This window comes from Actinosynnema sp. NPDC023587, from assembly GCF_040640215.1.
Lineage (GTDB): Bacteria > Actinomycetota > Actinomycetes > Mycobacteriales > Pseudonocardiaceae > Actinosynnema.
The window spans coordinates 325,922-350,159 of the sequence record NZ_JBFABG010000003.1 but is presented as its reverse complement, the minus strand read 5'-3'; the positions used below and the strand labels follow the sequence as shown (position 1 = coordinate 350,159).

Here is a 24,238-nt window from a genome sequence, read left to right as displayed (position 1 = left end):
GGGATTGTCGTACCCCGCGACTACCGTGGTGTCCGTGACCACAGCCCTCGTCGAAGCCCGCAACCTGACGAAGCACTTCGGTGCGTTCGAGGCCGTCCGGGGCATCGACGTGACGGTCGGCCGGGGCGAGGCGTTCGGGTTCCTGGGCCCCAACGGCGCGGGCAAGTCCTCCACCATGCGGATGGTGTCCTGCGTGTCCCCGCGCAGCGGCGGCGAGTTGACCGTGCTGGGCATGGACCCGGACCGCGACGGCCCGCGCATCCGGGCCCGCCTCGGCATCGTGCCGCAGCTCGACAACCTCGACACCGAGCTGACCGTGCGGCAGAACCTGGAGGTCTACGGCCGCTACTTCGGCCTGTCCAAGGCGCAGGTCCGCGCCAAGGCGGTGGAGCTGCTGGAGTTCGCCCAGCTCACCGACCGCGCCGACGACGAGGTCGAACCGCTCTCCGGCGGCATGAAGCGCCGGCTCACCATCGCCCGCTCGCTGGTCAACGACCCCGAGCTCGTGGTGCTCGACGAACCGACCACGGGCCTCGACCCGCAGGCCCGCCACCTGTTGTGGGACCGGCTTTTCCGGCTCAAGCAGAACGGCGTCACCCTCATCATCACCACGCACTACATGGACGAGGCCGAGCAGCTCTGCGACCGGCTCGTGGTGATGGACGGCGGCCGGATCGCCGCCGAGGGCTCGCCGGGCGAGCTGATCCGCCGGTACTCCACCCGCGAGGTGCTCGAACTGCGCTTTCCGCCCGGCGAACAGGACCCGGTCCCGGTCGAGGGCATCGCCGACCGCGTCGAGGTGCTGCCCGACCGGCTGCTGCTCTACACCGTCGACGGCGAGGCGGCGCTGTCCGCCGTGCACGCGCGCGGCGTGCGGCCCACGTCCAGCCTGGTCCGCCGGGGCTCCCTGGAGGACGTTTTCCTCCGCCTCACCGGACGGACCCTGGTCGACTGATGCCGCCGAACCCCCACCGACTGGTGCCGCCGAACTCCGCGCGCGCCGCGCTGCTCGTGGTCGAGGGCCTCTGGGCCTGGTACCGCCGCAACTGGCGCGCCACCGCGATCTCCAACTTCGTCCAGCCGGTGCTGTTCCTGCTCGCCATGGGCGTGGGCTTCGGCTCCCAGGTGCAGCCCGGTGACGCGACCGGCGGCCTGCGGTACGTGGTGTTCCTCGCGCCCGCGCTGATCGTCACCGCCGCCGTGCAGAGCGCGATGTTCGAGTCCACCTACGCGGTCTTCTCCGCGTTCAGGTGGCAGAAGACCTACCTCGGCATCGTGTCCACGCCGATCACACCCGCCCAGGTGCTCTACGGCCAACTGCTCTGGATCGCGCTGAAGCTCGCCGCCGGGGCCACGGCGTTCCTGCTGGTCGCGGCCTTGCTCGGCGCGGTGACCAGCCCGGCCGCCGTGTTCGCCGTGCCGTTCGCCGTGCTGTCCGGCATGGCGTTCAGCGCGCCGGTCGTCGCGTTCACCGCGACCCGGGAGAAACCCGAGGCGTTCACCGGCCTCTACCGCTTCGTCCTCATCCCGATGACGTTGTTCACCGGGGCGTTCTTCCCGATCAGCCAGCTCCCGGGGTGGCTGCACCCGCTCGCCTGGGTCACCCCCGTGTGGCACGGCATCGAACTCGCGCGCGGCGTCTCGTTCGGCTCGCTCGACCCGCTCCCGGCGCTGGGCCACATCGCCTACCTGGCGGCCGTGGCCGCCGTGGGCGTCGTGCTGGCCCGCCGCTACTTCCACCGACGACTGGCGGTGTGACCCGTGACCGGACTCCTCGACCGGGCCGGGCCGGGCAACCGCGTCGGCCTGCTGTTCCGGATCGTGCCGCCAGGCCTGTACGCGGGCCGGGCGCACGTCCTGGTGGAGCGCGCCTTCCTGGTCAACCGGCGGGCGTGGCTGTCGGTGGTGTCCGGGTTCTTCGAGCCGGTGCTGTTCCTGCTCTCGCTCGGGTTCGGCTTCGGCAAGCTCGTCGCCACCGTCGCGGGCCCCGGCGGGCCGCTGCCCTACGCGGAGTTCGTCGCGCCGGCGCTGCTCGCCGCGTCCGCGATGAACGGCGCGGTGTTCGACACCACCTACAACCTGTTCTTCAAGTTCAAGTACGCCAAGGTGTACGACGCCGTGCTCGCCACCCCGATGGGACCGGTGGACATCGCGCTCGGCGAGGCGACCTGGGCGCTGCTGCGCGGCGGCCTCTACTCCGCCGGGTTCCTCGCCGTGATGCTCGGGTTCGGCCTCGTCGCCTCGCCGTGGGCGCTGCTCGCGCTCCCCGCGTGCCTGCTCGTCGCGGTCGCGTTCGCCGCCGTCGGCATGGCCGCGACCACGTTCATGCGCTCGTGGCAGGACTTCGACCTGGTCCAGTTGTTCGTGCTGCCGCTGTTCCTGTTCTCCACGACGTTCTTCCCGCTGGCCGTCTACCCGCCCGTCCTCCAGACGGTTGTCCAGTTCACCCCGCTCTACCACGCCGTCGAGCTCACCAGGGCCCTGACCACGGGTTTCGTCGGCTGGGGCCTGCTCGTCCACGTCGGCTACTTCCTGGTGATGGCCACGATCGGGGGAGTGGTGGCGACCAAGCGGCTCGGCCGGTTGCTCACCGCCTGACCTGGTCGAACACTGGACGGACCGCACTACGGGAGGTCGTCGTGGGCGTCATCGCACTCCTCGGCCGCATCCTGTTCGTGCTGCTGTTCTCGGCTCGGCGATGGGCCACCTCACCCAGACCGACGCCATGGCGGGCTACGCCGCCTCGACGGGCGTCCCCTCGCCCGAGCTCGCCACCCGGGCGAGCGGGGGTGCTGGTGGTCGTCGGCGCGTCCCTGATGTTCTTCGGCCTCTGCGCGGGTGCGAGAGGGGGACTCGGCCGCACCCTCACCGGACCGCTGTTCTGACCGGACGTGGCGGTGCCGTTACCCTGACCGCGTGAGTGTCGAGTCGGTCTTCCCCGCGTTGGAACCGCTGCTGCCGCAGGTGTCGAAGCCGGTCCAGTACGTCGGCGGGGAGCTCAACGCGACCGTCAAGGACTGGGACGCCACGACCGTGCGGTGGTCCCTGATGTACCCGGACGCCTACGAGGTCGGGTTGCCCAACCAGGGCGTCATGATCCTCTACGAGGTCCTCAACGAGCAGCCGGACGTGCTCGCCGAGCGCACCTACGCGGTGTGGCCCGACCTCGAACGGCTGATGCGCGAGCACGGCGTGCCCCAGTTCACCGTGGACTCGCACCGGCCGGTCAAGGCGTTCGACCTGCTCGGCGTCAGCTTCGCCACCGAACTCGGCTACACCAACCTGCTCACAGCCCTGGACCTGGCCGGTATCCCGCTGCACGCCGCCGACCGCACCGAGGACGACCCGGTGGTGGTCGCCGGCGGGCACGCGGCGTTCAACCCCGAGCCGATCTCGCGGTTCGTCGACGCGGCCGTGCTCGGCGACGGCGAGGAAGCCGTCCTGGAGATCACCGACCTGGTGCGCGCCTGGAAGGCGGAGGGCCGCCCCGGCGGCCGGGACGAGCTGCTGACCCGCCTGGCCGAGACCGGCGGCGTGTACGTGCCCCGGTTCTACGACGTCGAGTACCTGCCCGACGGCCGCATCCAGCGGGTCGTGCCCAACCGCGAGCGCGTGCCGTACCGGGTGTTCAAGCGGACCACGATGGACCTGGACGCCTGGCCGTACCCGAAGCAGCCGCTGGTGCCGCTGGCCGAGTCCGTGCACGAGCGGATGAGCGTGGAGATCTTCCGGGGCTGCACCCGGGGGTGCCGCTTCTGCCAGGCCGGGATGATCACCAGGCCGGTGCGCGAGCGCTCCATCGAGGGCATCGGCGCGATGGTCCAGCGCGGCCTGGCGGCGACCGGTTTCGAAGAAGTCGGCCTGCTCTCGCTGTCCAGCGCCGACCACTCGGAGATCGCCGAGGTCACCAAGGGCCTGGCGGACCGCTACGAGGGCACGAACACCAGCCTGTCGCTGCCCAGCACCCGGGTCGACGCGTTCAACATCGACCTGGCGAACGAGCTGTCGCGCAACGGCCGCCGGTCGGGCCTCACGTTCGCGCCGGAGGGCGGCAGCGAGCGGATTCGCCGCGTGATCAACAAGATGGTGTCCGAAGAGGACCTGATCCGCACGGTCAGCGCCGCCTTCAGCGCGGGGTGGCGGCAGGTGAAGCTGTACTTCATGTGCGGCCTGCCCACCGAGACCGACGACGACGTCCTCCAGATCGCCGAGATGGCGAAGAACGTCATCCGCGCCGGCCGCGACGTGAGCGGGCGCAAGGACATCCGCTGCACCATCTCCATCGGCGGGTTCGTCCCCAAGCCCCACACCCCGTTCCAGTGGGCCGCGCAGTGCGACCCGGCCACGGTGGACAGTCGGCTGAAGAAGCTGCGCGACGCGGTGAACTCGGACCGCGCGCTCGGCCGGAACATCGGGATGCGCTACCACGACGGCAAACCGTCCCTGATCGAAGGTCTGCTCTCCCGGGGCGACCGCCGGATCGGCCACGTGATCGAGCGGGTGTGGCGCGAGGGCGGCCGGTTCGACGGCTGGTCCGAGCACTTCTCCTACGACCGCTGGGTGGACGCGGCGGCGCGGGAACTGCCCCCGCACGGCGTGGACCTGGCCTGGTTCACCACCCGGGAACGCGAGGAGCTCGAAGTCCTGCCTTGGGACCACCTGGACTCGGGCCTGGACAAGGAGTGGCTGTGGGCGGACTGGCAGGACGCCCTGGACGAGCGGGAGCAGGACGACTGCCGCTGGACACCGTGCTTCGACTGCGGCGTGTGCCCGGCGATGGGAACCGACATCGAGGTGGGCCCCACCGGCCGCACCCTGCTCCCGATCTCGCCGGTGGGCACGGGGAGCCCGGTCCGCAACCCGGCGCTGACCCAGCCCTGACCGGTGTTCGAGGGCGGATCATCCGAGCTGTCGAGCGCCACGGCTCGGACGCGGCCGGCCTACTTGCTGCCGCGCCCGCCGTTTTCGGTCTGCGGGGCCTTCACGGCGGCCAGCGCGTCCACCAGGCCGTGGCCGTAGAAGCCGTTGTACTCCGAGTACCCGGTGCAGTACGCGTCCTGCGCGCCCGTGCCGTTCAGGTCGTAGTCGGCGGGACAGGGGAGTGTCTCGGCTTGCGAGTTCAACATCCGGGTGAGCTCGGTCGGCGACGCGCTCGGGTGCGTGGACGCCAGTAGCGCCGCCACCCCGGACACGTGCGGCGCGGCCATCGACGTGCCGCACGAGTAGTCGTAGCCCGACGGCACGGTCGACAGCACGCACGCCTGGCCCGCCTCGGGCTCCTCCTGCTTGCGGTCACCGCCCGGTGCGGTCACGTCCACCGCGCCGAGTCCGTACGACGAGTACCCGGCCTTCAGCTTCGACACACCCACGGACGACACGCCCACCACCTTGGGCAGTTGCGCGGGCAGCACCAGGCACGTGTTGTCCACCGGGCGCGGTTTCACGTCCTCCGGTGCCGCGTTGGTGGGGCTCTGCGCGTCCGTGCCGGGCTTGGTCAGGTCGGCCGCGCCGTTGCCCGACGCCGCCACGGTCAGCACGCCACGGCCGGTCGCGTAGTCCACCGCGCGCCGCACGGCCTCGTAGACGACGGACTGCCCGGCCTTGTTCTGGCAGGTGAACACCCACGGGTCGATGAAGTAGCTGTTGTTGGTCACGGTCATGGCGTGGGTCGCCGCCCACATGAACCCGCACACCGCGTACTCGGGGTAGATGAACCCGGCGTCGTCCACGACCTTCACCGACGCGATCCGCACACCCGGCGCGACACCCGTCGTGCCCGAGCCGTCCTCGGCCGCCGCGATGGTCCCCGCGACGTGCGTGCCGTGCGCGGAGGTCGTCGGCGACCACGCACCCGGCGCGGGGTCCGCCACGCCCGTCGTGCAGCCCGCCGACAGCGCCGGGTCCAGCGCGCCGACCAGGTCCGGGTGCGTCGGGTCGATGCCCGAGTCCAGCACGCCGACCACCACGTCCCGGCTGCCCTTGCTGATCGCGTGCGCCTCGGCGGCCCTGATCAGGTCCATGTCCCACTGCTCGGCGGTGCGGTCCGCCCGTCCCGAGGCCACCCGGCCGGCCGGTGCCTCGTCGTCGAACTTCGTCCGGGCGGGCGCGCCGGTCTTCTTGGACATGCCGTCCGCCTGCGCGCTGTAGGCGCGGTCCGCGCCGATGCGGCGACCGAAACGGGGGTCCGCGGAGACCGCCACGGCCACGCCGATCTGCGGGTAGTAGCCCGCCGTCGTCCCGCACGCGCCCGTGACCAGGGCGTTCGCCAGCGGTTCGCTGGTGCCCGGGTCGAGCACGACCAGGTAGCGCAGGGTGGGACCGGGGTGGATGCAGTCCTCGGCCGCCGGCAGTTCGTCGGCGGATGCCGGGGTGGGCCCGGACGCCACCAGGAAGCCGGTCGCGAGCAGCGCTGCGCTGACCGCGACCGCTCGGACGCGGCGGAGCAGAGGCACGGGGGACCTCCAGTGCTGGGCTACCGGGTTGACCTCTGGTGCCGGACGGTAGCCAGGCAGGCCCGACCAGACAAGCTCAACGGTGCGGAACGCCACCAAGGTACCGTCCCGTCGGAGTACAAGCGTGGACCGTTGGGGTGCTTAGACCAGTCGGCAGCCCACCCGCACCCAAGGGGAGTAGCACTGAGTCGCCAGCAGCAGCCCAACCCGTCGGCCGCGCCCGTGCAGAAGCTCCGGCTGCGCTACGCCAAGCGCGGTCGGCTGCGGTTCACCTCGCACCGCGACATCGCCCGGACCTTCGAGCGCGCGCTGCGGCGGGCGGGCGTGCCCATGGCCTACTCCCAGGGCTTCAGCCCGCACCCCAAGGTCTCGTGGGTGGGTGCCGCGCCGACCGGCGTGGCCAGCGAGGCCGAGTACGTCGAGGTCCAGGTGGTGGAGCGGCTCGATCCGGAGGCGCTGCGGGTGGTGCTGGACGAGGCCCTGCCGCCCGGTCTGGACGTGCTGGAGGTCGTGGAGGCGACCGGGGGCACGCTGCCCGAGCGGATCGAGGCCAGTTCCTGGCAGGTGGAGCTGCCGGGTATTTCACCCGAACGGCTGACTGATGCGGTGGCCGCGCTCCTCGCGGCCGAGTCGGTCGAGGTCGAGCGGCTCACCAAGGACGGCAAGCGGGTGATCGACGTCCGCCCGGCGGTCGTGTCCGCCGGGACGCGCCCCGCCATGCCGGGACCCGCCGAGTCGGTGCAGGTCCAGGCGCATTCGAGCGACGCGGGACACGATGCACGGGATTTGTCACAACCGTGTGGGATACTTGTGGTGGTCGTGCGGCAGACAACACCTACCGTCCGGCCCGACGACGTGCTGAGTGCGCTCCGAGTCGTCGCCGACCTGGTTCCGCCGGTCCCCGCGAAGGCGACCCGGATGGCGCAGGGGCGGCTCGACGACGAAGGTGGCCTGGTCGACCCGCTCGCCCTTGACCGGGTGGCGGAGGTTTGACCGGACTTCCGCCGGAGCGATGCTGACGGCGTCGTCGAGGTGGAGTGAGGACCTGCTGTGCCCCGCGCACAGCGCGATCGGCAAAACAAAGGATTCCCGCCGCCAGCCGCGGCGGTGAGTGGACAAGAGAGGCCCCTGCGCGGCCCGCGTCTCCCAAGACGCGCCCGGGGGCGGAGGAGCTGCATTGTCGAACACGAACAAGCCCGCCGGAGCCGGCGGGGGTAACGCCACATCCGCGCACCCCGCGCTGGCGGACCTGCCCGCGAAGCTGCGGGTGCACGCGCTGGCGAAGCTGCTGGGCACCAGCAGCAAGGACGTCGTGGCCGCGCTGGCCGACCTGGGGGAAACCGTCAAGGGTGCCCAGTCCAGCGTGGCGCGCGACCTGGCCCTCAAGGTGGCCGAGAGCCTGCTGAACTGGGACGACATCGTCACCGGTGACGTGGACGAGGCCACCGAGGAACCCGCGCTGCCCGCCCGGGAGGTGGCCGCGCTCACACCGCTGTTCGCGCCGCCGTCCGCGGTCTTCCTGCCGCCCGCCCCGGTCGCCGCCCCGGTCGCCGCCCCGGCGGCCGTCGTGGTGGTCGAGGAGGAGCCGCACGAGGACGAGACCGACGCCGACGCGTCCGACGACGCCGGTGACGAGGGTGACGGCCGTCGCCGCCGCCGTCGTGGCCGTCGTGGCCGTGGTCGCGGCAAGGGCGTGGGCGAAGACGGGCAGGGCGACGACGACGAGTCGGCCGAGGAGCCCGTCGAGGCCGAGGAGCCCGAGGTCGCCGAGCTCCAGACCGACGACGACTCCGACGGCGGCACCAGCCGGCGTCGCCGGCGTCGCCGCCGCCGCAAGGTCGGCGCGGACGACGAAGCCGCCGTGACCGAGGACGACCCGCCGAACACCGTCGTGCACGTCCGCGAGGTCCGCGACGCGCGCGACGACAAGGCCGACTCCGAGGCCGCCCAGAACGAGGTGCGCAGCGTGCGCGGCTCGACCCGGCTGGAGGCCAAGCGCCAGCGCCGCCGGGACGGCCGGGAAGCCGGCCGCCGCCGCGCCCCGGTGCTGTCCGAGGCCGAGTTCCTGGCCCGCCGCGAAGCGGTCGAGCGCACCATGGTGGTGCGCGAGCGCGGCGACCGCACGCAGATCGGCGTGCTGGAGGACGGCGTGCTGGTGGAACATTTCGTCACGTCGTCGGGCACCGGTTCGCTGGTCGGCAACGTCTACCTGGGCCGCGTGCAGAACGTGCTGCCGTCCATGGAGGCGGCCTTCATCGACATCGGCCGGGGCCGCAACGCGGTGCTCTACGCCGGCGAGGTCGACTGGGACGCGGCCGGCCTGGAGGGCAAGGCCCGCAAGATCGAGCAGGCCCTGTCCAGCGGCGACAGCGTCCTGGTGCAGGTCACCAAGGACCCCGTCGGCCACAAGGGCGCGCGCCTGACCACCCAGATCAGCCTGCCCGGCCGGTTCCTGGTCTACGTGCCCGGCGGCGGCGCGACGGGCATCAGCCGCAAGCTGCCCGACAACGAGCGCAAGCGCCTCAAGGACATCCTGAAGAAGATCGTCCCCGAGGACGCCGGCGTGATCATCCGCACCGCCTCCGAGGGCATCGCCGAGGTGGAGCTGGCGCGCGACGTCACCCGCCTCCAGGCGAGCTGGCAGGTCATCAAGGACAAGGCGGGCACGCCCCGCGCCCAGGCACCGCAGCTCCTCTACGAAGAGCCGGACCTCTTGGTCAAGGTCGTGCGCGACCTGTTCACCGAGGACTTCGCCGCGTTGATCGTCCAGGGCTCGGACGCGTGGGAGACCATCGACGCCTACGTGCGGCACGTCGCTCCGGACCTCCAGGAGCGGTTGCGCCGGCACGTGGGCAACAACGACGTGTTCGTGGAGCACCGCATCGACGAGCAGTTGCTCAAAGCGCTGGACCGCAAGGTGTGGCTGCCCTCGGGCGGCTACCTCGTGATCGACCGCACCGAGGCCATGACGGTCATCGACGTCAACACCGGCAAGTTCACCGGTTCGGGTGGAAACCTGGAAGAGACGGTGACCCGGAACAACCTGGAGGCGGCCGAGGAGATCGTCCGCCAGCTCCGGTTGCGGGACGTCGGCGGCATCATCGTCATCGACTTCATCGACATGGTCCTGGAGTCCAACCGCGACCTGGTGCTGCGCCGGCTGACCGAGTGCCTGGGCCGGGACCGGACGCGCCACCAGGTGGCCGAGGTGACGTCGCTGGGTCTGGTGCAGATGACCCGCAAGCGGGTCGGCACGGGCCTGCTGGAGGCGTTCTCCGCGACCTGCGAGCACTGCCGCGGACGTGGCGTGATCGTGACGACCGAGCTGGCGCACTCCCACAGCCCGTCCAACGGCCCGTCCAACGGCCAGCAGGGGCAGCAGGGGCAGCAGGGTCAGCAGCAGCAACAACAGCAGCAACAGCAGCAACAGCAGAGCCGCAAGTCGCGGCGCGGCAGGGGCGGGGACACGCCGGAGCCCGTCGCCGACGTGGTGCCGGAGCCCGTGCGGGAGCCCGAGGTCGTCGTGCCGTCCACTCCGGACGAGCCCGCCGACGACGCCGTCGAGCCCAAGCGCGAACGCCGCCAGCGCCGCCGGGCCCGCCGCGAGGCCGGGGCGGTGAGCCGCCAGGAAGCCGCCGAGGCCGAGGCGAGTGATGCCGGCCACACCGGCGCACCCGTCGAGCCGGTGGCAGCACCGGTCGCGGAGCCCGTCGTGGCCGTCGTCGCCCAGCCGGAGGCGGTCGCGGAGGCCGTCACCCGGCCGGAGCCGGTGGCCGAGCCCGTCGAGGCCGCGCCCGCCGCTGCGGAGCCGGTCGAGGCCGCGCCCGTGGCGGTCGAGCCGGTCGTAGTCGCGCCCGCCGTGGTCGAGCCGGTCGTGGCCGCGCCCGTCCAGGTGGACGAGCCGGTGCACGTCCAGCCGCCGACGCAGGTCGGCAAGGCCGAGGCGAACGCCGCGGACCAGTCGCTCAACGGCCACGGCGAGCCCCCGGTGGCGACCCGCCGCCGCACCCGCCGGGCCGCCTCCCGCCCGGCCGGCCCGCCCCTGGGCGCGGTCAAGGAAGGCTGAGCGGGAACTCCGCGAGCAACGGGTATGGCCTCGGGCGACCGAGGCCATACCGGCGGTGACCAGGTCGATCAGGTCATACCGACCCCGGTTTGACCCTGCGGTCCACTGCCACGTAACCTGATGCACGGTCCGCCGTCCGGTGGGCCCAGTCGTGCGAAGCCCAGTCACTGCAAGCTCTTGGTGGCCCTGAGGCGCGCGTGGCCCGTCCGTCGAGTAGCAGGAGACTTCCGTCCCGATGTACGCGATCGTCAAGACCGGCGGCAAGCAGTACAAGGTGGCTGTCGGCGACGTCGTCGAGGTCGAGAAGCTCGAAGGCGAACCCGGCACCGAAATCAACTTCCCGGCGCCGCTTCTCGTCGTGGACGGCTCCGACGTCACCGCCGACGCCGACGCCCTGGGAAAGATCTCGGTGACCGGCAAGGTCGTCGAGCAGACCAAGGGTCCCAAGATCCGCATCCACAAGTTCAAGAACAAGACTGGTTACCACAAGCGCCAGGGTCATCGCCAGAAGTTGACCCGCGTCGAGGTCACCGGCATCTCCGGTAAGTGAGGATCTGACTAGCCATGGCACACAAGAAGGGTGCATCCAGCTCCCGCAACGGCCGTGACTCGAACCCCCAGTACCTCGGGGTCAAGCGGTTCGGTGGTCAGGTCGTCAAGGCCGGCGAGATCCTGATCCGCCAGCGCGGCACCAAGTTCCACCCCGGTGTGAACGTGGGTCGCGGCAAGGACGACACGCTGTTCGCGCTCACGCCCGGCGCGGTCGAGTTCGGCAGCAAGCGTGGCCGCAAGACCGTGAACATCGTTCCGGTCCAGGCAGCCGCCTGAGCAAGTCCTCTCTGAGCGCCGTGTGTCCGCGGGAATGCGCGGACCACGGCGCTCAGTTGTTTGTGTAGAGAACATCCGCACCTAGCGCTTGGAAGTGATTTCCCGTGTCCCGTTTTGTCGACCGGGTGGTGATCCACGTTGCCGCCGGTGACGGCGGCAACGGGGTCGCCTCCGTGCACCGCGAGAAGTTCAAGCCGCTGGGCGGTCCCGACGGCGGCAACGGCGGCAAGGGCGGCGACGTCGTCCTCGTCGTGGACTCGCAGGTGCACACCCTGCTGGACTTCCACTTCCGCCCGCACGCCGACGCCGGCAGCGGCAAGGGCGGCCAGGGCGGCAACCGGGACGGCGCGAACGGCGCGGACCTGGAGTTGCGCGTCCCGGACGGCACCGTCGTGCTCACCCCCGAGGGCGAGCTGGTGGCCGACCTCACCGGTGAGGGCACCCGGCTCATCGCGGCCCAGGGCGGTCGCGGCGGGCTCGGCAACGCGTCGCTGGCGTCCAAGGCCCGCAAAGCGCCCGGGTTCGCCCTGCTCGGCGAGCCGGGCGAGCAGCACGACCTGGTGCTGGAGCTCAAGTCCGTGGCCGACGTGGGCCTGCTGGGCTTCCCGTCGGCGGGCAAGTCGTCGCTGATCTCGGTGCTGTCCGCGGCCAAGCCGAAGATCGCCGACTACCCGTTCACCACTTTGGTGCCCAACCTCGGCGTGATCACCGGTGGCGACACCGTCTTCACCATGGCCGACGTGCCCGGCCTGATCCCCGGCGCGTCCGAGGGCAAGGGCCTCGGCCTGGACTTCCTGCGGCACATCGAGCGCTGCGCGGTGCTCGTGCACGTGGTCGACTGCGCCACCTACGAGGCCGACCGCGACCCGCTGTCCGACATCGACGCGCTGGAAGCCGAACTCGCCCGGTACACCCCGTCGCTGGCCGACGACCTCGCCGAGCGACCGCGCGTCGTGGTGCTGAACAAGATCGACATCCCGGAGGCGCGGGACCTGGCGGAACTCGTCCGCCCCGAGATCCAGGCCCGCGGGCTGCCGGTGTTCGAGGTGTCCACGGCCAGCCGGGAGGGGTTGCGGGAGTTCACCTTCGCGCTGGCCCGCGTGGTCGAGGAGTACCGCGCGGCGCGCCCCAAGCAGGAGTCGACGCGGATCGTGCTGCGGCCGACCGCCCTGGACGACGCCGGCTTCACCGTCGTGGACGACCCGCAGGTGCCCGGCGGGTTCATCGTGCGCGGCGAGCGCCCCGAGCGCTGGATCCGCCAGACGGACTTCAGCAACGACGAGGCCGTCGGCTACCTGGCCGACCGCCTGGCCCGGTTGGGCGTCGAGGACGTGCTGGTCAAGCAGGGCGCGCTGCCCGGTTGCCAGGTCACCATCGGCGACCTGGTGTTCGACTGGGAGCCGACCACCCCGGCCGGCATCGCCATGACCATGGCCGGTCGCGGCACCGACGCCCGCCTGGAGGCCAACAACCGCATCGGCGCGTCGGACCGCCTCGCGGCGAAGAAGGCACGGCGGCTGCCCGGCGTCTACGAGGACTTCGAAGAGGAAGAGTGACCGGTTCGGAGCTGTCCCGGGCCCGCCAGGCCGTCTCGGCGGCGGGCCGGGTCGTGGTGAAGGTCGGCTCGTCCTCGCTGACCACGGCCGAGGGCGGCTTGGACCGCTCCCGGCTGGACGCCCTGGTCGACGCGGTGGCGGCCCGGTGCGCGGCCGGCAGCCAGGTGGTGCTGGTGTCGTCCGGCGCGATCGCGGCGGGCCTGGCCCCGCTGGGCGTGACCCGGAGGCCGCGCGACCTGGCCACCCAGCAGGCGGCGGCCAGCGTCGGACAGCTCACCCTCGCCCACGCCTACGCGAACTCGTTCGGCCGGTACTCGCTGACCGTGGGCCAGGTCCTGCTGACCGCCGACGACGTGGTCCGCCGCGCGCACTACCGCAATGCCCAGCGCACGTTCTCCCGCCTGCTGGCCTTCGGCGCGGTCCCGGTCGTGAACGAGAACGACACGGTCGCCACCGAGGAGATCCGCTTCGGCGACAACGACCGCCTGGCCGCCCTGGTCGCCCACCTGGTCGGTGCGGACGCCCTTTTCCTGCTCTCGGACGTGGACGCCCTGTACGACGGTGATCCACGCCAACCCGGCGCGCAGCGCGTCACCGAGGTCGCCGGCGCGGCCGACGTCGACGGCGTGCGCGCGGGCACCGTCGGTGCGTCCGGTCTGGGTACCGGCGGAATGGCGTCCAAACTGGCCGCTGCGCGCCTGGCGGCGTCGGCGGGGATACCGGTGCTGTTGGCCGGCGCGGCGGATGCGGTGCGGGCGCTGGGCCCGGCGGACGTCGGCACCGCCTTCGCGACCACCGGCACCCGCCTCACCGCCCGCCGCTTCTGGCTGGGCCACGCCGCCGACGCCACCGGCCGCCTCACCCTGGACGACGGCGCGGTGGCGGCGGTCGTCGACCGCAGGCGCTCGCTGCTGGCCGCGGGGATCACGGCGGTCGACGGGGTGTTCGACGCCGGAGACGTGGTCGAGCTGGTGAACCTGTCCGGGCACGTCGTGGCACGCGGCGTGGTGGCCTTCGACGCGGGTGAACTTCCGACCCTGATCGGCCGGTCGAGCTACGACCTCCCCGCCGAACAACGCCGCGAGGTAGTCCACGCCGACGACCTCGTGCCCCTCCCGGCCAACTAGCCCACTGCCACTCACCCGCCAACCCACTGCCTGCCGACTCCGGCCAGTTGCGCGGTCGGAATGGCGGTGGCTGCCGAGCGTCGACTGGATCCGCCGGTGGCACGAGTCGGCCTACGAATCCCTGAGCGCCCGCACAGAACCGCAGACCGGCGACTACCTGAGCCGCGCCTCCGTGGTCCCGCCCGGCGTCATGCCGATCACTCCGGTGTCCGACCTGCTGGGCGAGGCGGTGCTCGCCGAGGTGCGCGACGGTGACCCGGTACTCGACACGGGCACCGGCTCCGGGGCCAACGCCGTGCTCGCCGCTGGCCGGGCGCGCGAAGTCCTGGCCGTGGACATCAACCCGGAAGCCTTGACCCCCCGCGACAACGCGCCCCGCAACGACGTCACCGACCGGGTCGTGATGCGGCACAGCGATGTGTTCGATGAAGGTCGACGGAACCTTCGACCTTCATCGTCTTCGACCCGCCGTTCCGCGAGTTCGCCTCGCCCGACCTCACGGAGGCCGCGTGCAGCGACGAGGACTACCGCGCCCTCACCACATTCTTCCGCCACGCCCGCACCCATCTCGCGGACAGAACCCAGATGCTGCTGTTCTTCGGCAGCTCCGGCGACCTGCACCACCTTTACCAGCCCATGAACGAGCACGGCCTCCACAACGAGGTCGTCACGGCTCGCCACATCACCAGGGACGACGTGCCGGTCGACTACGTCACCTTCCGCGTCATCGGTTGGGACGTCGGTTAGCTGTAGTCGCTGGAGTACCAGCGCTGCGGACGCATGCGCACGGTGGCGATCGTGTCGTTCTCGACCTGCCGCACGAAATCGTCGGCCGCGTCGGCGTCGAAGTAGCGGTTGGCCATCGTCACCAGGTCCGCGCGCGATGTCGTCGGATCGATGGCCACCACCGGCCCGGACACGCTCACGTACCGGTACGGCGGTGTCTCCACCTGCACGGCCAGGCTGAACTCCCGAGCCGCGTCCAACAGCCGGAACTTCACCGACTCCGGACTGGTCTGCACCAGCACGTCCCCTCCCGGCTCGTAGAGGTACCAGACCGGCACGGTCAGCGGCGGGCCCGCCGGACGCGCGATGCCGATCACTCCAACGTGGACACCGGCCAGGAACTCTTCGCGCTGCGCCGTGCTCATCACCGGCATGCCCTCACCTTTTCCCTGTTCCACCGAACACTCGACGTCCCACCGGACACTTGACGGCTGCCCCGCAAGTCAACCGGCAGCCACGGCGGTGGGCCATGCGCACGCGTCCGCGACGAATGCGTGCGCGTCTGCGCGAACTGGTCGAGGTGATCCATGAGGGAGGAGCGGTAGTGCGAACTCGACCTCTACGGCAGTCATGAGGTTGGACATCACCACCATGGGGTGCGTAGTCGATAGATCTTCAGCGAACTTGCCCGAGTGGCCTCCATTCCCGGGCGAGCAGACCGAACAGCAGGTCGTCGGTCCACTCGTCCTTGATCCAGGTGTGTTCGACCAGGTGTCCTTCGAGTCGGAAACCCAACCGTGTCAACAGCTTCGTCGACGGTTCGTTGCGCGCGTCGCACTCGGCGGACACCTTGTGCAGCCCGCGATCGACGAAGAGGTGCTCCACCACGCGACCCACGGCTTCGGTCGCGTACCCGTTGCCCTGGTGGGCGGTCGCGATCGTGTAGCCGATTTCGGCCTGCTTCCGGTTGTCGCCCAGGTTCACACCGACGTCGCCGACGACCACCCCGTCCGCCTCGACGGCGTACTGGAACCAGCCCGGTTCGGCCGGGTCCAGCGCCCTCATCTCCCGCACAAATTCCTCGGCTGCGACCAAGGAAAAAGGCGGGTCCCACGACTGGTACCTCGCGACCGCGAGATCCGACCGGTACGCCGCAAGCGCGGCGGCGTCCTCCGGGCGGAACCTCCGCAGCACCACCCTCTTCGCTTCCAGCCGGATCTCGGCCGCTGTCATGCCGTGACCGCCAATGCGAACGGCAGCACCGCAGGCGCACCCGCCCGGCGCAACAGTCGCGCCGCGACCGTCATCGTCCAGCCGGTGTCGATCCGGTCGTCCACCAACAGCACCGGGCCGTCCACCGCAGACAGGTCCGGCACGTCGGTGGACTGCACCAGGCCGGCCAGCCGCTGGGCGCTGTTCGCCCGCCGCACCGCCTCGCCCAGCCAGACCTGACCGAGCAGCGGCAGCCGCCCGATCGTGGACAGCTCGCGCCCGAAGCTGCCCACCAGCCGTGGCCGGCTCCGTGACCCGACCGTCACGACGCCCACCGGGCGCTGGTCCCAGCCCCACGCCGCCAGCACCTTCACGCAGGCGGCGAAGACGTCCTCCGGCACCTCCTGGTCCTCGTCACCGGCGAACAGCGAGCGCAACCGGTTGCCCCACCCGATGTCGGTCAGCCGCCCCAGCGCCCGCCCCGTCCCGGCCGCCTCGCCCGCCGGGATGCGTCCGGACAACCCGACACCGACCGCCGCCATCCCGGTCGGCCACTGCTTGCGCGGCTCGACCTCCACGCCGGGGCGCAGCAGTCGTTCCCGCGCAGCCGAGGCAGCGTCCGGCGACACCTCCGCAGACCACCCGCTGCCGGTGCAGTTGTCACACCGGCCGCACGGCGCGGCGTGCGGATCGTCCAGTTGCCGCAACAGGAACTCCATCCGACACCCGGTGGTGGCGAGGTAGTCCAGCACCGCCTGCTGCTCGACCTCCCGCGCCGCCGCGATCCGCCCGTACCGCTCCTCGTCGTAGGACCACGGCCGCCCGGTCGACTCCCAGCCCCCGCGCACCCGGCGCACCGCGCCGTCCACGTCGAGGACCTTCAACACCACTTCCAGTCGGGTGCGCGACAGCTCGACCACCGGCTCCAAGGCGGCGGTCGACAACGTCCGCCCCGCGTCGGCCAACGCGTCCAGCACCTGGCGCACCACCCGCTCCGGCGGGAACGCCAGCGACGCGAAGTACGCCCAGATGTCCCGGTCCTCCGGTCCGGGCAGCAGCAGCACTTCGGCCCGCTCCACGCCGCGACCCGCACGCCCGATCTGCTGGTAGTAGGCGATGGGGGAGGGCGGTGCGCCCAGGTGCACCACGAAGCCCAGGTCCGGCTTGTCGAACCCCATGCCCAGCGCCGATGTCGCCACCAGCGCCTTGACGCGGTTCGCCAGCAGGTCCTCTTCCGCCCGCTGCCGCTCGGCCGGGTCCGTGCGACCCGAGTACGCCGCCACCGGGTACCCGCGCTCGCGGAGGAACGCGGCCACGTCGTCGGCGGACGCCACGGTCAGCGTGTAGATGATCCCCGAACCGGGCAGCCGGTCGAGCTGCTCGGCCAGCCACCCCAGCCGGGCCTCTGCGGTGGGCAGTCGCACCACGGCCAACCGCAGGCTCGCCCGGTCCAGCGGCCCGCGCAGCACCAGCGTGTCCGAACCGGCTCCCAACCCGAGCTGGTCGGCCACGTCCCGCACCACGCGGTCGTTGGCCGTCGCGGTCGTCGCCAGCACCGGCACCCCGGCCGGGAGTTCGGTGAGCAACGTCCGCAGCCGCCGGTAGTCGGGTCGGAAATCGTGACCCCAGTCCGAGATGCAGTGCGCCTCGTCGACCACCAGCAGCCCCGCCGATGATGTCAGCGAAGGCAGTACCGAGTCACGGAAATCGGGATTGTTCAACCTTTCCGGTGACACCAGCAGCACGTCGATCTCGCCGGCCGTCACCCGGTCCTGGACGTCCTGCCACTGGTCGGTGTTGGCCGAGTTGATGGTCGCCGCGTGGACGCCCGCCCGCGCCGCCGCGTCGACCTGGTTGCGCATCAGCGCGAGCAGCGGCGAGACGATCACCGTCGGCCCCTCGCCAAGGGACCTCAGCAGCGCGGTCGCGATGAAGTACACGGCCGACTTGCCCCACCCGGTCCGCTGCACCACCAACGCCCGCCGCCGCTCGGCGACCAGCGCGCGGATGGCTGTCCACTGGTCCTCGCGCAGCGCCGCCCCGGGCCCCGCCAGGGCCCGCAACCGTTCCTCGGCCTGGTCGCGCAATGCCATCTCGTCCACCGGACCACCATGGCAGAGGGGCACGACAACGCGGAATCGCAGGCGGGCTCCCGGGCACTGGGAACCTCGGCGACATCCACGACCGGGTGACCGTAGTCTGATTCCGTGACTGACGACCTGCGCGAACAGGTGCACGCCGCCGCCCGGCGCGCCCGAGTCGCCGCCGACGAGCTCGTCCTGGCCACCCGCGAGCGCAAGGACGCCGCGCTGCACGAGATGGCCGCCGCCCTGCGCACCCGTGCCCAGGAGGTGCTGGAGGCGAACGCCAAGGACATCGAGGCCGGCCGCGCGGCCGGCCTGGCCGAGGGCCTGGTGGACCGCCTCGCACTCACCGAGCAGCGGATCGACGGGGTGGCGAAGGGCCTGGAGACCGTGGCCGGGCTCACCGACCCGGTGGGCGAGGTGCTGCGCGGCTCGATCCTGCCGAACGGCCTGGAGCTGCGGCAGGTGCGCGTCCCGATGGGCGTCGTGGGCATGGTCTACGAAGCCCGGCCGAACGTCACCGTCGACGCGGCCGGCCTCGCGCTGAAGTCCGGCAACGCCGCCCTCCTGCGCGGTTCGTCGTCCGCCGAGCACTCGAACACCGCGCTGGTCGCGATCCTGCGCGACGCGTTGGAGACCGTGGGCCTGCCCGCCGACTGCGTGCAACTGCTGCCGTGCCACGACCGCGCCTCGGTCACCCACCTGATCACCGCGCGCGGCCTGGTCGACCTGGTGATCCCGCGCGGCGGGGCCGGTCTGATCAACGCCGTGGTGCAGCAGGCCACCGTGCCGACGATCGAGACCGGGGTCGGCAACTGCCACGTGTACGTCGACGCCTCCGCCGACCTGGACACGGCCGAGCGGATCGTCCTGAACTCCAAGACCCGCCGCACGAGCGTGTGCAACGCGGCCGAGACGCTGCTGGTGCACGCGGCCATCGCGGACGAGTTCGTGCCGCGCGTCACGGCCGCGCTACAGGCGCAGCACGTGACGGTGCACGGTGACGAGGCGTTCGCGCGCCTGGACGGCGTGCGGCAGGCCACCGACGAGGACTGGGACACCGAGTACCTGTCGCTCGACATCGCGGCCCGCGTGGTCGACTCGCTGGACGAGGCGGTGCGGCACATCGCCGACCACGGCTCCGGGCACACCGAGGCCATCGTGACCAGCGACATCACCTCAGCCCGCCGGTTCACCGCCCGGGTCGACGCGGCGGCGGTCATGGTCAACGCCTCGACCGCGTTCACCGACGGCGGCGAGTTCGGCATGGGCGCGGAGATCGGCATCTCCACCCAGAAGCTGCACGCGCGCGGTCCGATGGGCCTGGCCGAGCTGACCTCGTCGAAGTGGGTCGCGTGGGGTGAGGGGCACGTCCGGCCGTCGTCCTGAGCCCGTGCCGCCGAACGGCGGGCCGATCCGGCGACCGGGACGGGCAGACTGGGCCGTGGACCGCGCAGTCTGCCGGTGAGGTGGTGGCCCGATGGCTCGGTGGAGTCTGGAAGTCGACCGCGACGCATGCGTCGGCAGTGGGATGTGCGCGGGCATCGCGCCCGACCACTTCCGGCTCGACGGCGGCACGGCCGAGCCGGTCGACGCGTCGGTGGAGCCCGACGACGCGGTGGTGGACGCCGCCGAGTCGTGCCCGATGGAGGCGATCCTGGTCCGCGACGCGGAGGGCAACCGCCTCGCACCCGAGATCTGACCTGCGGTGACCGCCGCATCACCGAGCGGGTAGAAAATCTTTCTCCGGTCGCGTCACGTCCGCGTGCGGTTCGCGTCTCACTGTCACGCGGCTTACTTCGGGGTTGGCCGCGCTCCGCGAAGGCGGCTTCCTCCCCCAGGGCCGCGAACGAGGAGTCGGGACGCGCGGGCGGCTGTCGGGGAGTGACCTGCCGCCCGCGCGCGACCCGAACTAGGCTCACGTCCCATGTCCAAACGCCGGATCGGCATCATGGGTGGCACCTTCGACCCGGTGCACCACGGCCACCTCGTCGCGGCCAGCGAGGTCCAGGCGCGGTTCGAGCTCGACGAAGTGATCTTCGTGCCGACCGGTCAGCCCTGGCAGAAGAGCGAGCACGAGGTCAGCGCCGCCGAGGACCGCTACCTCATGACGGTCATCGCCACCGCGTCCAACCCGAGGTTCTCGGTCAGCCGCGTGGACGTCGACCGGGCCGGGCCCACCTACACGTTCGACACGCTCAACGACCTCAAGGCCGCGCACCCCGACGCGGACCTGTTCTTCATCACCGGCGCGGACGCCCTGGAGCAGATCCTGTCCTGGCGGCGCGCCGACGACGTGTTCCGCCTGGCGCACTTCATCGGCGTCACGCGGCCCGGCTACGAGCTGGACGACACGCACCTACCGCCGGGCGCGGTGTCCCTCGTGGAGGTGCCCGCGATGGCCATCTCGTCCACCGCCGTGCGCGCCCGCACCGCCTCCGGCCTGCCGGTCTGGTACCTCGTCCCGGACGGTGTCGTTCAGTACATTTCCAAGCGCCGGCTTTACTCGGTGCCGGACTGACTGTAGACGCCGGTACCCTCATTGACTCGTGCGGGCGTATCGGCGTCCGCGGAGGTGATGAGGAGAAACGTGGCAGCCACCGACGAGGCACGACGGTTGGCGCTGGCCGCCGCAAGCGCGGCGGCCGACAAGAAGGCGCACGACGTGATCGTGCTCGACGTGTCCGACCAACTGGTGATCACGGACGTCTTCGTGATCGCCTCCGCTCCCAACGAGCGGCAGGTCGCCGCGATCGTGGACAACATCGAGGAGAAGCTGCGCGACACGGGCCGCAAGCCGGTCCGCCGCGAGGGCGCGCGCGAAGGCCGCTGGGTCCTGTTGGACTTCGTGGACGTCGTGGTGCACGTCCAGCACGTGGACGAACGCAGCTTCTACGGCCTCGAACGGCTGTGGAAGGACTGCCCTCGGATCGAGTTCGACGCCGGCCCGGTCGCCGACGAGGTCGCCGAGGCATGACCCTGAACCGGCTCGTGCTGTGGCGGCACGGTGAGACCGACTACAACGCGACCGGTCGGATGCAGGGTCATCTGGACGTGGGGTTGACCGAGACCGGCTGGAACCAGGCGCGGTTCGCCGTGCCGGTGCTGGCCGGTTTCGTCCCCGAGCTGGTGGTGGCGTCCGACCTGCGGCGGGCCCGCGACACGGCGACCGTGTTCACCACCGCCACCGGTATCGGGCTGAGGGTCGACGAGCGGCTCCGGGAGACCAACCTCGGCAAGTGGCAGGGCCTGACCTCGGCCGAGATCGAGGTCGAGTGGCCGGGGATGCTCGACGCGTGGCGCGCGGACGCGACGCTCGCGCCGCCGGACGGCGAGAACCGGACCGAGGTCGCCGTACGCGCGCTGGCCGTGGTCGAGGAGGTCGACCGGGAGTTCTCCGACACCGTGCTGCTGTGCGCGCACGGCGGCCTGATCAGCGCGTTGACCGGGCAGTTGCTGGAGCTCCCGGTGGACCGGTGGTCGCTGCTCGGCGGCATCGGCAACTGCAACTGGACGGTGTTCACCCGCCGTCCGCAGGGTGACGGGCGGTGGCGGCTGTCGTCGTACAACGCCGGAACGACCCGGTGAGACTGCTCGTCCTCGGTGATTCGCTGACGTTCCACGGTCCGCAGGGGCCCTTGCCCGCCGACCACCCGCAGTTGTGGCCCAACGTGGCCGCTGCCGCGTTGGGCGGCCACGCGGAGCTGGTGGCGGGATTCGGGTGGACCGCCCGTGACGCCTGGTGGGCGTTGACGGGCGATCCACGGGTCTGGTCGCTGCTTCCGCGCACGGACGTGCTCGTGCTCGCCGTGGGGCACATGGACACCTTGCCGTCGCCATTACCCACCTTCTTGCGGCAAGGACTGCGCTACCTGCGGCCGGACGGGCTGCGCCGGCGGGCACGGAGCGCGTACCGGGCGGTTCAACCAGGGCTTTCGCGGCTGCTCGGGGGCCATCCGGTGGCCCTGCCGCCGCACCTGACGGTCCGGTATCTGGATTCGTGCGTCCGGTCCGTGCACGCGTTCGAGCCTGGCGTTCACGCGGTCGGGATGACGCCGTCGGTTCACGTGTCCCCGGCGTACGGGAGCGTGCACACAGGGCGTCCGGCCGCGGAGCGCGCAGTGCGGGCGTGGTCGTCACGGGCCGCCGTGCCGTTGTTGGACGTGCCTCCCCTCGTCGGGGACCACGTGCGGTCACGGTGCGGCAACCCGGACGGGATGCACTGGGGTTGGGAGGGCCACGCGCTGGTCGGCGCGGCAATGGCTGATCTCATCAGGTCCGTGGCGGTCAGCCACTCGGGGACGGCCGAGCCGTAGTCTCGGCACTCGTGTCCACCACGATCGTCACCGACTCCACGGCGTACCTGCCCGAGGGGTTCGCCGAGCGGCACGGCATCCGGGTCGTCCCGCTGCACGTCGCGGTGGACGGCCGGAGCCGGTTGGACGGTGTCGACTTCGGCCCGGCGGAACTCGCTGCGGCCCTGGGTGAGCACCGCCGGGTCACCACGTCCAGACCCACCCCGGGCGAGTTGGCCGAGGTGTACCGCTCGGTGCTCGCCGACGGCGCGGACGCGATCGTGTCGGTGCACCTGTCCCGTGAGCTGTCCGGGACGTGGGAGGCGGCGCGCCTGGCGGCCGAGGAGGTCGACCGCGATCGGATTCGGGTGGTCGACTCGCGGGCCACCGGCATGGGGCTGGGGTTCGCGGCGCTGGCGGCGTGCTCGGCCGAAGACGGTGCGCTCGCCGAGAAGGCCTCGGCGGACGCGGCCGGGCGGGTTCGGATGTTCTTCTGCGTGGAGACCCTGGACCACCTGCGGCGAGGCGGTCGGATCGGCGCGGCGGCGGCCCTGGTGGGCACGGCGCTCGCGGTCAAGCCCCTGCTGCACGTGGACGACGGCCGGATCGTGCCGTTGGAGAAGGTGCGCACCACGAGCCGGGCGATCGGGCGGCTGGTCGACCTGGCCGCGTCCGCCGCCGGGTCCGGCCCGGTGGGCCTGGCCGTGCACCACCTCGCGGCCCCGGAGCGGGCAGCCGAGTTGGCGACGCGGCTGGACGAACGGGTTCCCGGCTCGACCGGATGCCTGATTTCCGAGGTCGGAGCGGTGATCGGGGCGCACACCGGCCCCGGTGTGCTGGGCGTCGTGGTCCTCCCCGGCGGCTACGACTAGCCAGTTGTCCACAGCCCCGAAACTCCATCCACAGATGTGAGATCGGCGCTGGGCACACTGCTCCGACCGGCCTAGTGTCGATCACATGTTCGACGAGAAACCGGATACCACAGCAGCCCGGCTCGACGCCCTGATCGCGAAGAACCAGGGCAAGCACCGCGCCGACGAGACCCCGCTGGTCGTCTTCGCGTCCTCTTCCGGCGGCACCGGACCGCCGGGCCGGTTGCGCGCGCTCCTGCAACGGTGGCGGCCCGGCCTCGCGTTACCCCGCCGTCCGGTCGTCTTCGGCGGCGTGCTGGCCGGTGTGGCGCTGGCCGTCGCGCTCAGCCTCTGGTGGCAGCGACCCGAGCCCGAGTCGCCACCCTCCCTGCCGCTCGCGGCCGAGGTGACCAGGCTCCCGGAGCACGTGGTCGTCAACGTCGTGGGTGAGGTGCCCAAACCCGGCCTGGTGACGGTCACCAGCGGCGCGCGCGTCGCCGAGGCGGTCCACGCGGCCGGCGGTCCCAACCCGAACGCCGACCTCCACGACCTCAACCTCGCCCGCCGAGTCTCCGATGGCGAGCAGATCGCCGTCGGCATCCCCCCTCCGAACCCGGAGGACCACCGCCAACCCGTCAACCTCAACACCGCGACGAAGGAGCAACTCGACGGACTTCCCGGCGTAGGACCCGTGACAGCGCAACGGATCGTGGATCGCCGCCTGAAACGCGGCCCGTTCACGTCCATCGACCAACTAGGCGAGATCGAAGGGATAGGTGAAGCGAAACTGGCCAAACTCGGCGACCTGGTCCGCCTCTGAACCCGACACCCTCCACTTCCGGCCCGCTCTGAAGCCCCCGTCCACCCCCCACCACGCCGCTCCTACTACCGCACCCCGGCCACTGCTCCACCCCAGAAAACCACTCTGTCCACATCGGACACCACCAGGAGGTACTGCCATGACACGTCACCTGCCACTCGCTCGGGGCATCCCGCGAACACACCACCGCTCCAGGGGCGTCGATCACAGCCCTGACCGGC

At 71.6% G+C, this 24,238-nt stretch carries 24 protein-coding genes; 20 read left to right on the top strand and 4 right to left on the bottom strand.

The genetic code is table 11. From position 1 onward, the window contains the following. Positions 1–34 precede the first annotated feature (34 nt). From AB0G01_RS10450 to AB0G01_RS10435, 4 genes are all read left to right on the top strand, one after another. On the top strand, positions 35–955 hold the full coding sequence (locus AB0G01_RS10450; protein WP_360942295.1) for an ATP-binding cassette domain-containing protein: 921 nt from the start codon (positions 35–37) through the stop codon (positions 953–955). Beyond that, on the top strand, positions 955–1,758 hold the full coding sequence (locus tag AB0G01_RS10445; protein ID WP_360942292.1) for an ABC transporter permease: 804 nt from the start codon (positions 955–957) through the stop codon (positions 1,756–1,758). The genes AB0G01_RS10450 and AB0G01_RS10445 overlap by 1 nt, the downstream gene beginning before the upstream one ends. A gap of 3 nt (positions 1,759–1,761) precedes the next feature. Next, positions 1,762–2,598 carry an ABC transporter permease gene (locus AB0G01_RS10440; protein WP_360942289.1) on the top strand — a complete coding sequence of 279 codons (837 nt, stop codon included), beginning with the start codon at positions 1,762–1,764 and terminating at the stop codon, positions 2,596–2,598. A gap of 318 nt (positions 2,599–2,916) precedes the next feature. Beyond that, positions 2,917–4,881 (top strand): TIGR03960 family B12-binding radical SAM protein, encoded by a 1,965-nt coding sequence (locus tag AB0G01_RS10435; RefSeq protein WP_360942286.1) that lies wholly within the window; start codon positions 2,917–2,919, stop codon positions 4,879–4,881. A 59-nt stretch (positions 4,882–4,940) separates the two neighbouring features. Here AB0G01_RS10435 and AB0G01_RS10430 read toward each other — a convergent pair whose 3' ends face one another. Beyond that, complete coding sequence (locus AB0G01_RS10430; protein ID WP_360942283.1) at positions 4,941–6,452, bottom strand: S8 family serine peptidase; 1,512 nt, start codon at positions 6,450–6,452, stop codon at positions 4,941–4,943. A gap of 222 nt (positions 6,453–6,674) precedes the next feature. Between AB0G01_RS10430 and AB0G01_RS10425 the strand changes: the two genes are divergently transcribed. The 8 genes from AB0G01_RS10425 to AB0G01_RS10390 all read left to right on the top strand — a co-directional run bounded on the left by AB0G01_RS10425 (position 6,675) and on the right by AB0G01_RS10390 (position 14,776). Next, positions 6,675–7,445 (top strand): TIGR03936 family radical SAM-associated protein, encoded by a 771-nt coding sequence (locus tag AB0G01_RS10425; RefSeq protein WP_360942280.1) that lies wholly within the window; start codon positions 6,675–6,677, stop codon positions 7,443–7,445. Positions 7,446–7,629: 184 nt separating this feature from the next. After that, on the top strand, positions 7,630–10,518 hold the full coding sequence (locus AB0G01_RS10420; protein ID WP_360942277.1) for a translation initiation factor IF-2 N-terminal domain-containing protein: 2,889 nt from the start codon (positions 7,630–7,632) through the stop codon (positions 10,516–10,518). A gap of 235 nt (positions 10,519–10,753) precedes the next feature. Then, positions 10,754–11,068: a 50S ribosomal protein L21 gene (gene rplU / locus AB0G01_RS10415; protein WP_360942274.1), complete on the top strand. Its 315-nt coding sequence runs from the start codon at positions 10,754–10,756 to the stop codon at positions 11,066–11,068. A gap of 14 nt (positions 11,069–11,082) precedes the next feature. Beyond that, on the top strand, positions 11,083–11,346 hold the full coding sequence (rpmA, locus tag AB0G01_RS10410) for a 50S ribosomal protein L27 (protein ID WP_360942271.1): 264 nt from the start codon (positions 11,083–11,085) through the stop codon (positions 11,344–11,346). A gap of 104 nt (positions 11,347–11,450) precedes the next feature. Then, positions 11,451–12,902: a GTPase ObgE gene (obgE, locus tag AB0G01_RS10405; RefSeq protein WP_360942268.1), complete on the top strand. Its 1,452-nt coding sequence runs from the start codon at positions 11,451–11,453 to the stop codon at positions 12,900–12,902. Continuing rightward, a complete protein-coding gene (gene proB / locus AB0G01_RS10400; RefSeq protein WP_360942265.1) occupies positions 12,899–14,029 on the top strand; it encodes a glutamate 5-kinase in 1,131 nt (376 codons plus the stop codon). The genes obgE and proB overlap by 4 nt, the downstream gene beginning before the upstream one ends. A gap of 190 nt (positions 14,030–14,219) precedes the next feature. Continuing rightward, the gene (locus AB0G01_RS10395) at positions 14,220–14,669 is read left to right on the top strand and encodes a 50S ribosomal protein L11 methyltransferase (RefSeq protein ID WP_360942262.1); all 450 of its coding nucleotides are present in this window, start codon (positions 14,220–14,222) and stop codon (positions 14,667–14,669) included. Next, positions 14,615–14,776, top strand: coding sequence for a hypothetical protein (locus tag AB0G01_RS10390; protein WP_360943335.1), 162 nt, complete (start codon positions 14,615–14,617; stop codon positions 14,774–14,776). The genes AB0G01_RS10395 and AB0G01_RS10390 overlap by 55 nt, the downstream gene beginning before the upstream one ends. Here AB0G01_RS10390 and AB0G01_RS10385 read toward each other — a convergent pair. The 3 genes from AB0G01_RS10385 to AB0G01_RS10375 form a co-directional block, all read right to left on the bottom strand. Next, positions 14,773–15,189: a pyridoxamine 5'-phosphate oxidase family protein gene (locus tag AB0G01_RS10385; RefSeq protein WP_360942259.1), complete on the bottom strand. Its 417-nt coding sequence runs from the start codon at positions 15,187–15,189 to the stop codon at positions 14,773–14,775. The genes AB0G01_RS10390 and AB0G01_RS10385 overlap by 4 nt on opposite strands. A gap of 241 nt (positions 15,190–15,430) precedes the next feature. After that, positions 15,431–15,988: a GNAT family protein gene (locus AB0G01_RS10380; protein WP_360942256.1), complete on the bottom strand. Its 558-nt coding sequence runs from the start codon at positions 15,986–15,988 to the stop codon at positions 15,431–15,433. Further along, positions 15,985–18,060 carry a RecQ family ATP-dependent DNA helicase gene (locus tag AB0G01_RS10375; RefSeq protein ID WP_360943290.1) on the bottom strand — a complete coding sequence of 692 codons (2,076 nt, stop codon included), beginning with the start codon at positions 18,058–18,060 and terminating at the stop codon, positions 15,985–15,987. Before AB0G01_RS10375 ends, AB0G01_RS10380 begins: the two co-directional genes overlap by 4 nt. 114 nt (positions 18,061–18,174) lie before the next feature. Between AB0G01_RS10375 and AB0G01_RS10370 the strand changes: the two genes are divergently transcribed. The 8 genes from AB0G01_RS10370 (at position 18,175) to AB0G01_RS10335 (ending at position 24,017) form a co-directional block, all read left to right on the top strand. After that, positions 18,175–19,440 carry a glutamate-5-semialdehyde dehydrogenase gene (locus tag AB0G01_RS10370; protein ID WP_360942253.1) on the top strand — a complete coding sequence of 422 codons (1,266 nt, stop codon included), beginning with the start codon at positions 18,175–18,177 and terminating at the stop codon, positions 19,438–19,440. Between the two features lie 91 nt (positions 19,441–19,531). Continuing rightward, positions 19,532–19,753 (top strand): ferredoxin, encoded by a 222-nt coding sequence (locus AB0G01_RS10365; protein WP_360942250.1) that lies wholly within the window; start codon positions 19,532–19,534, stop codon positions 19,751–19,753. A 225-nt stretch (positions 19,754–19,978) separates the two neighbouring features. Then, the gene (nadD, locus tag AB0G01_RS10360) at positions 19,979–20,572 is read left to right on the top strand and encodes a nicotinate-nucleotide adenylyltransferase (protein ID WP_360942247.1); all 594 of its coding nucleotides are present in this window, start codon (positions 19,979–19,981) and stop codon (positions 20,570–20,572) included. 69 nt (positions 20,573–20,641) lie between these two features. After that, entirely contained in the window at positions 20,642–21,028 is a 387-nt protein-coding gene (gene rsfS, locus AB0G01_RS10355) for a ribosome silencing factor (RefSeq protein ID WP_360942244.1), read from the top strand. Beyond that, the gene (locus AB0G01_RS10350) at positions 21,025–21,639 is read left to right on the top strand and encodes a histidine phosphatase family protein (RefSeq protein ID WP_360942241.1); all 615 of its coding nucleotides are present in this window, start codon (positions 21,025–21,027) and stop codon (positions 21,637–21,639) included. The genes rsfS and AB0G01_RS10350 overlap by 4 nt, the downstream gene beginning before the upstream one ends. Beyond that, on the top strand, positions 21,636–22,367 hold the full coding sequence (octT, locus tag AB0G01_RS10345; protein WP_360942238.1) for a diglucosylglycerate octanoyltransferase: 732 nt from the start codon (positions 21,636–21,638) through the stop codon (positions 22,365–22,367). The genes AB0G01_RS10350 and octT overlap by 4 nt, the downstream gene beginning before the upstream one ends. A gap of 11 nt (positions 22,368–22,378) precedes the next feature. Then, positions 22,379–23,218 carry a DegV family protein gene (locus AB0G01_RS10340; protein WP_360942235.1) on the top strand — a complete coding sequence of 280 codons (840 nt, stop codon included), beginning with the start codon at positions 22,379–22,381 and terminating at the stop codon, positions 23,216–23,218. A gap of 85 nt (positions 23,219–23,303) precedes the next feature. Beyond that, positions 23,304–24,017, top strand: a complete 714-nt coding sequence (locus AB0G01_RS10335) for a ComEA family DNA-binding protein (protein ID WP_360942233.1) — start codon at positions 23,304–23,306, stop codon at positions 24,015–24,017. Positions 24,018–24,238 lie beyond the last annotated feature (221 nt).

Excerpts from the sequence above, each read along its gene's own strand:
- AB0G01_RS10445 (WP_360942292.1), top strand. The coding sequence starts at position 955 with ATGCCGCCGAACCCCCACCGACTGGTGCCGCCGAACTCCGCGCGCGCC.
- rplU (WP_360942274.1), top strand. The coding sequence starts at position 10,754 with ATGTACGCGATCGTCAAGACCGGCGGCAAGCAGTACAAGGTGGCTGTC.
- rpmA (WP_360942271.1), top strand. The coding sequence starts at position 11,083 with ATGGCACACAAGAAGGGTGCATCCAGCTCCCGCAACGGCCGTGACTCG.
- AB0G01_RS10395 (WP_360942262.1), top strand. The coding sequence starts at position 14,220 with ATGCCGATCACTCCGGTGTCCGACCTGCTGGGCGAGGCGGTGCTCGCC.
- AB0G01_RS10390 (WP_360943335.1), top strand. The coding sequence starts at position 14,615 with ATGCTGCTGTTCTTCGGCAGCTCCGGCGACCTGCACCACCTTTACCAG.
- AB0G01_RS10385 (WP_360942259.1), bottom strand. The coding sequence starts at position 15,189 with ATGCCGGTGATGAGCACGGCGCAGCGCGAAGAGTTCCTGGCCGGTGTC.
- AB0G01_RS10380 (WP_360942256.1), bottom strand. The coding sequence starts at position 15,988 with ATGACAGCGGCCGAGATCCGGCTGGAAGCGAAGAGGGTGGTGCTGCGG.
- AB0G01_RS10375 (WP_360943290.1), bottom strand. The coding sequence starts at position 18,060 with ATGGCATTGCGCGACCAGGCCGAGGAACGGTTGCGGGCCCTGGCGGGG.
- AB0G01_RS10365 (WP_360942250.1), top strand. The coding sequence starts at position 19,532 with ATGGCTCGGTGGAGTCTGGAAGTCGACCGCGACGCATGCGTCGGCAGT.
- nadD (WP_360942247.1), top strand. The coding sequence starts at position 19,979 with ATGTCCAAACGCCGGATCGGCATCATGGGTGGCACCTTCGACCCGGTG.
- AB0G01_RS10350 (WP_360942241.1), top strand. The coding sequence starts at position 21,025 with ATGACCCTGAACCGGCTCGTGCTGTGGCGGCACGGTGAGACCGACTAC.
- AB0G01_RS10335 (WP_360942233.1), top strand. The coding sequence starts at position 23,304 with ATGTTCGACGAGAAACCGGATACCACAGCAGCCCGGCTCGACGCCCTG.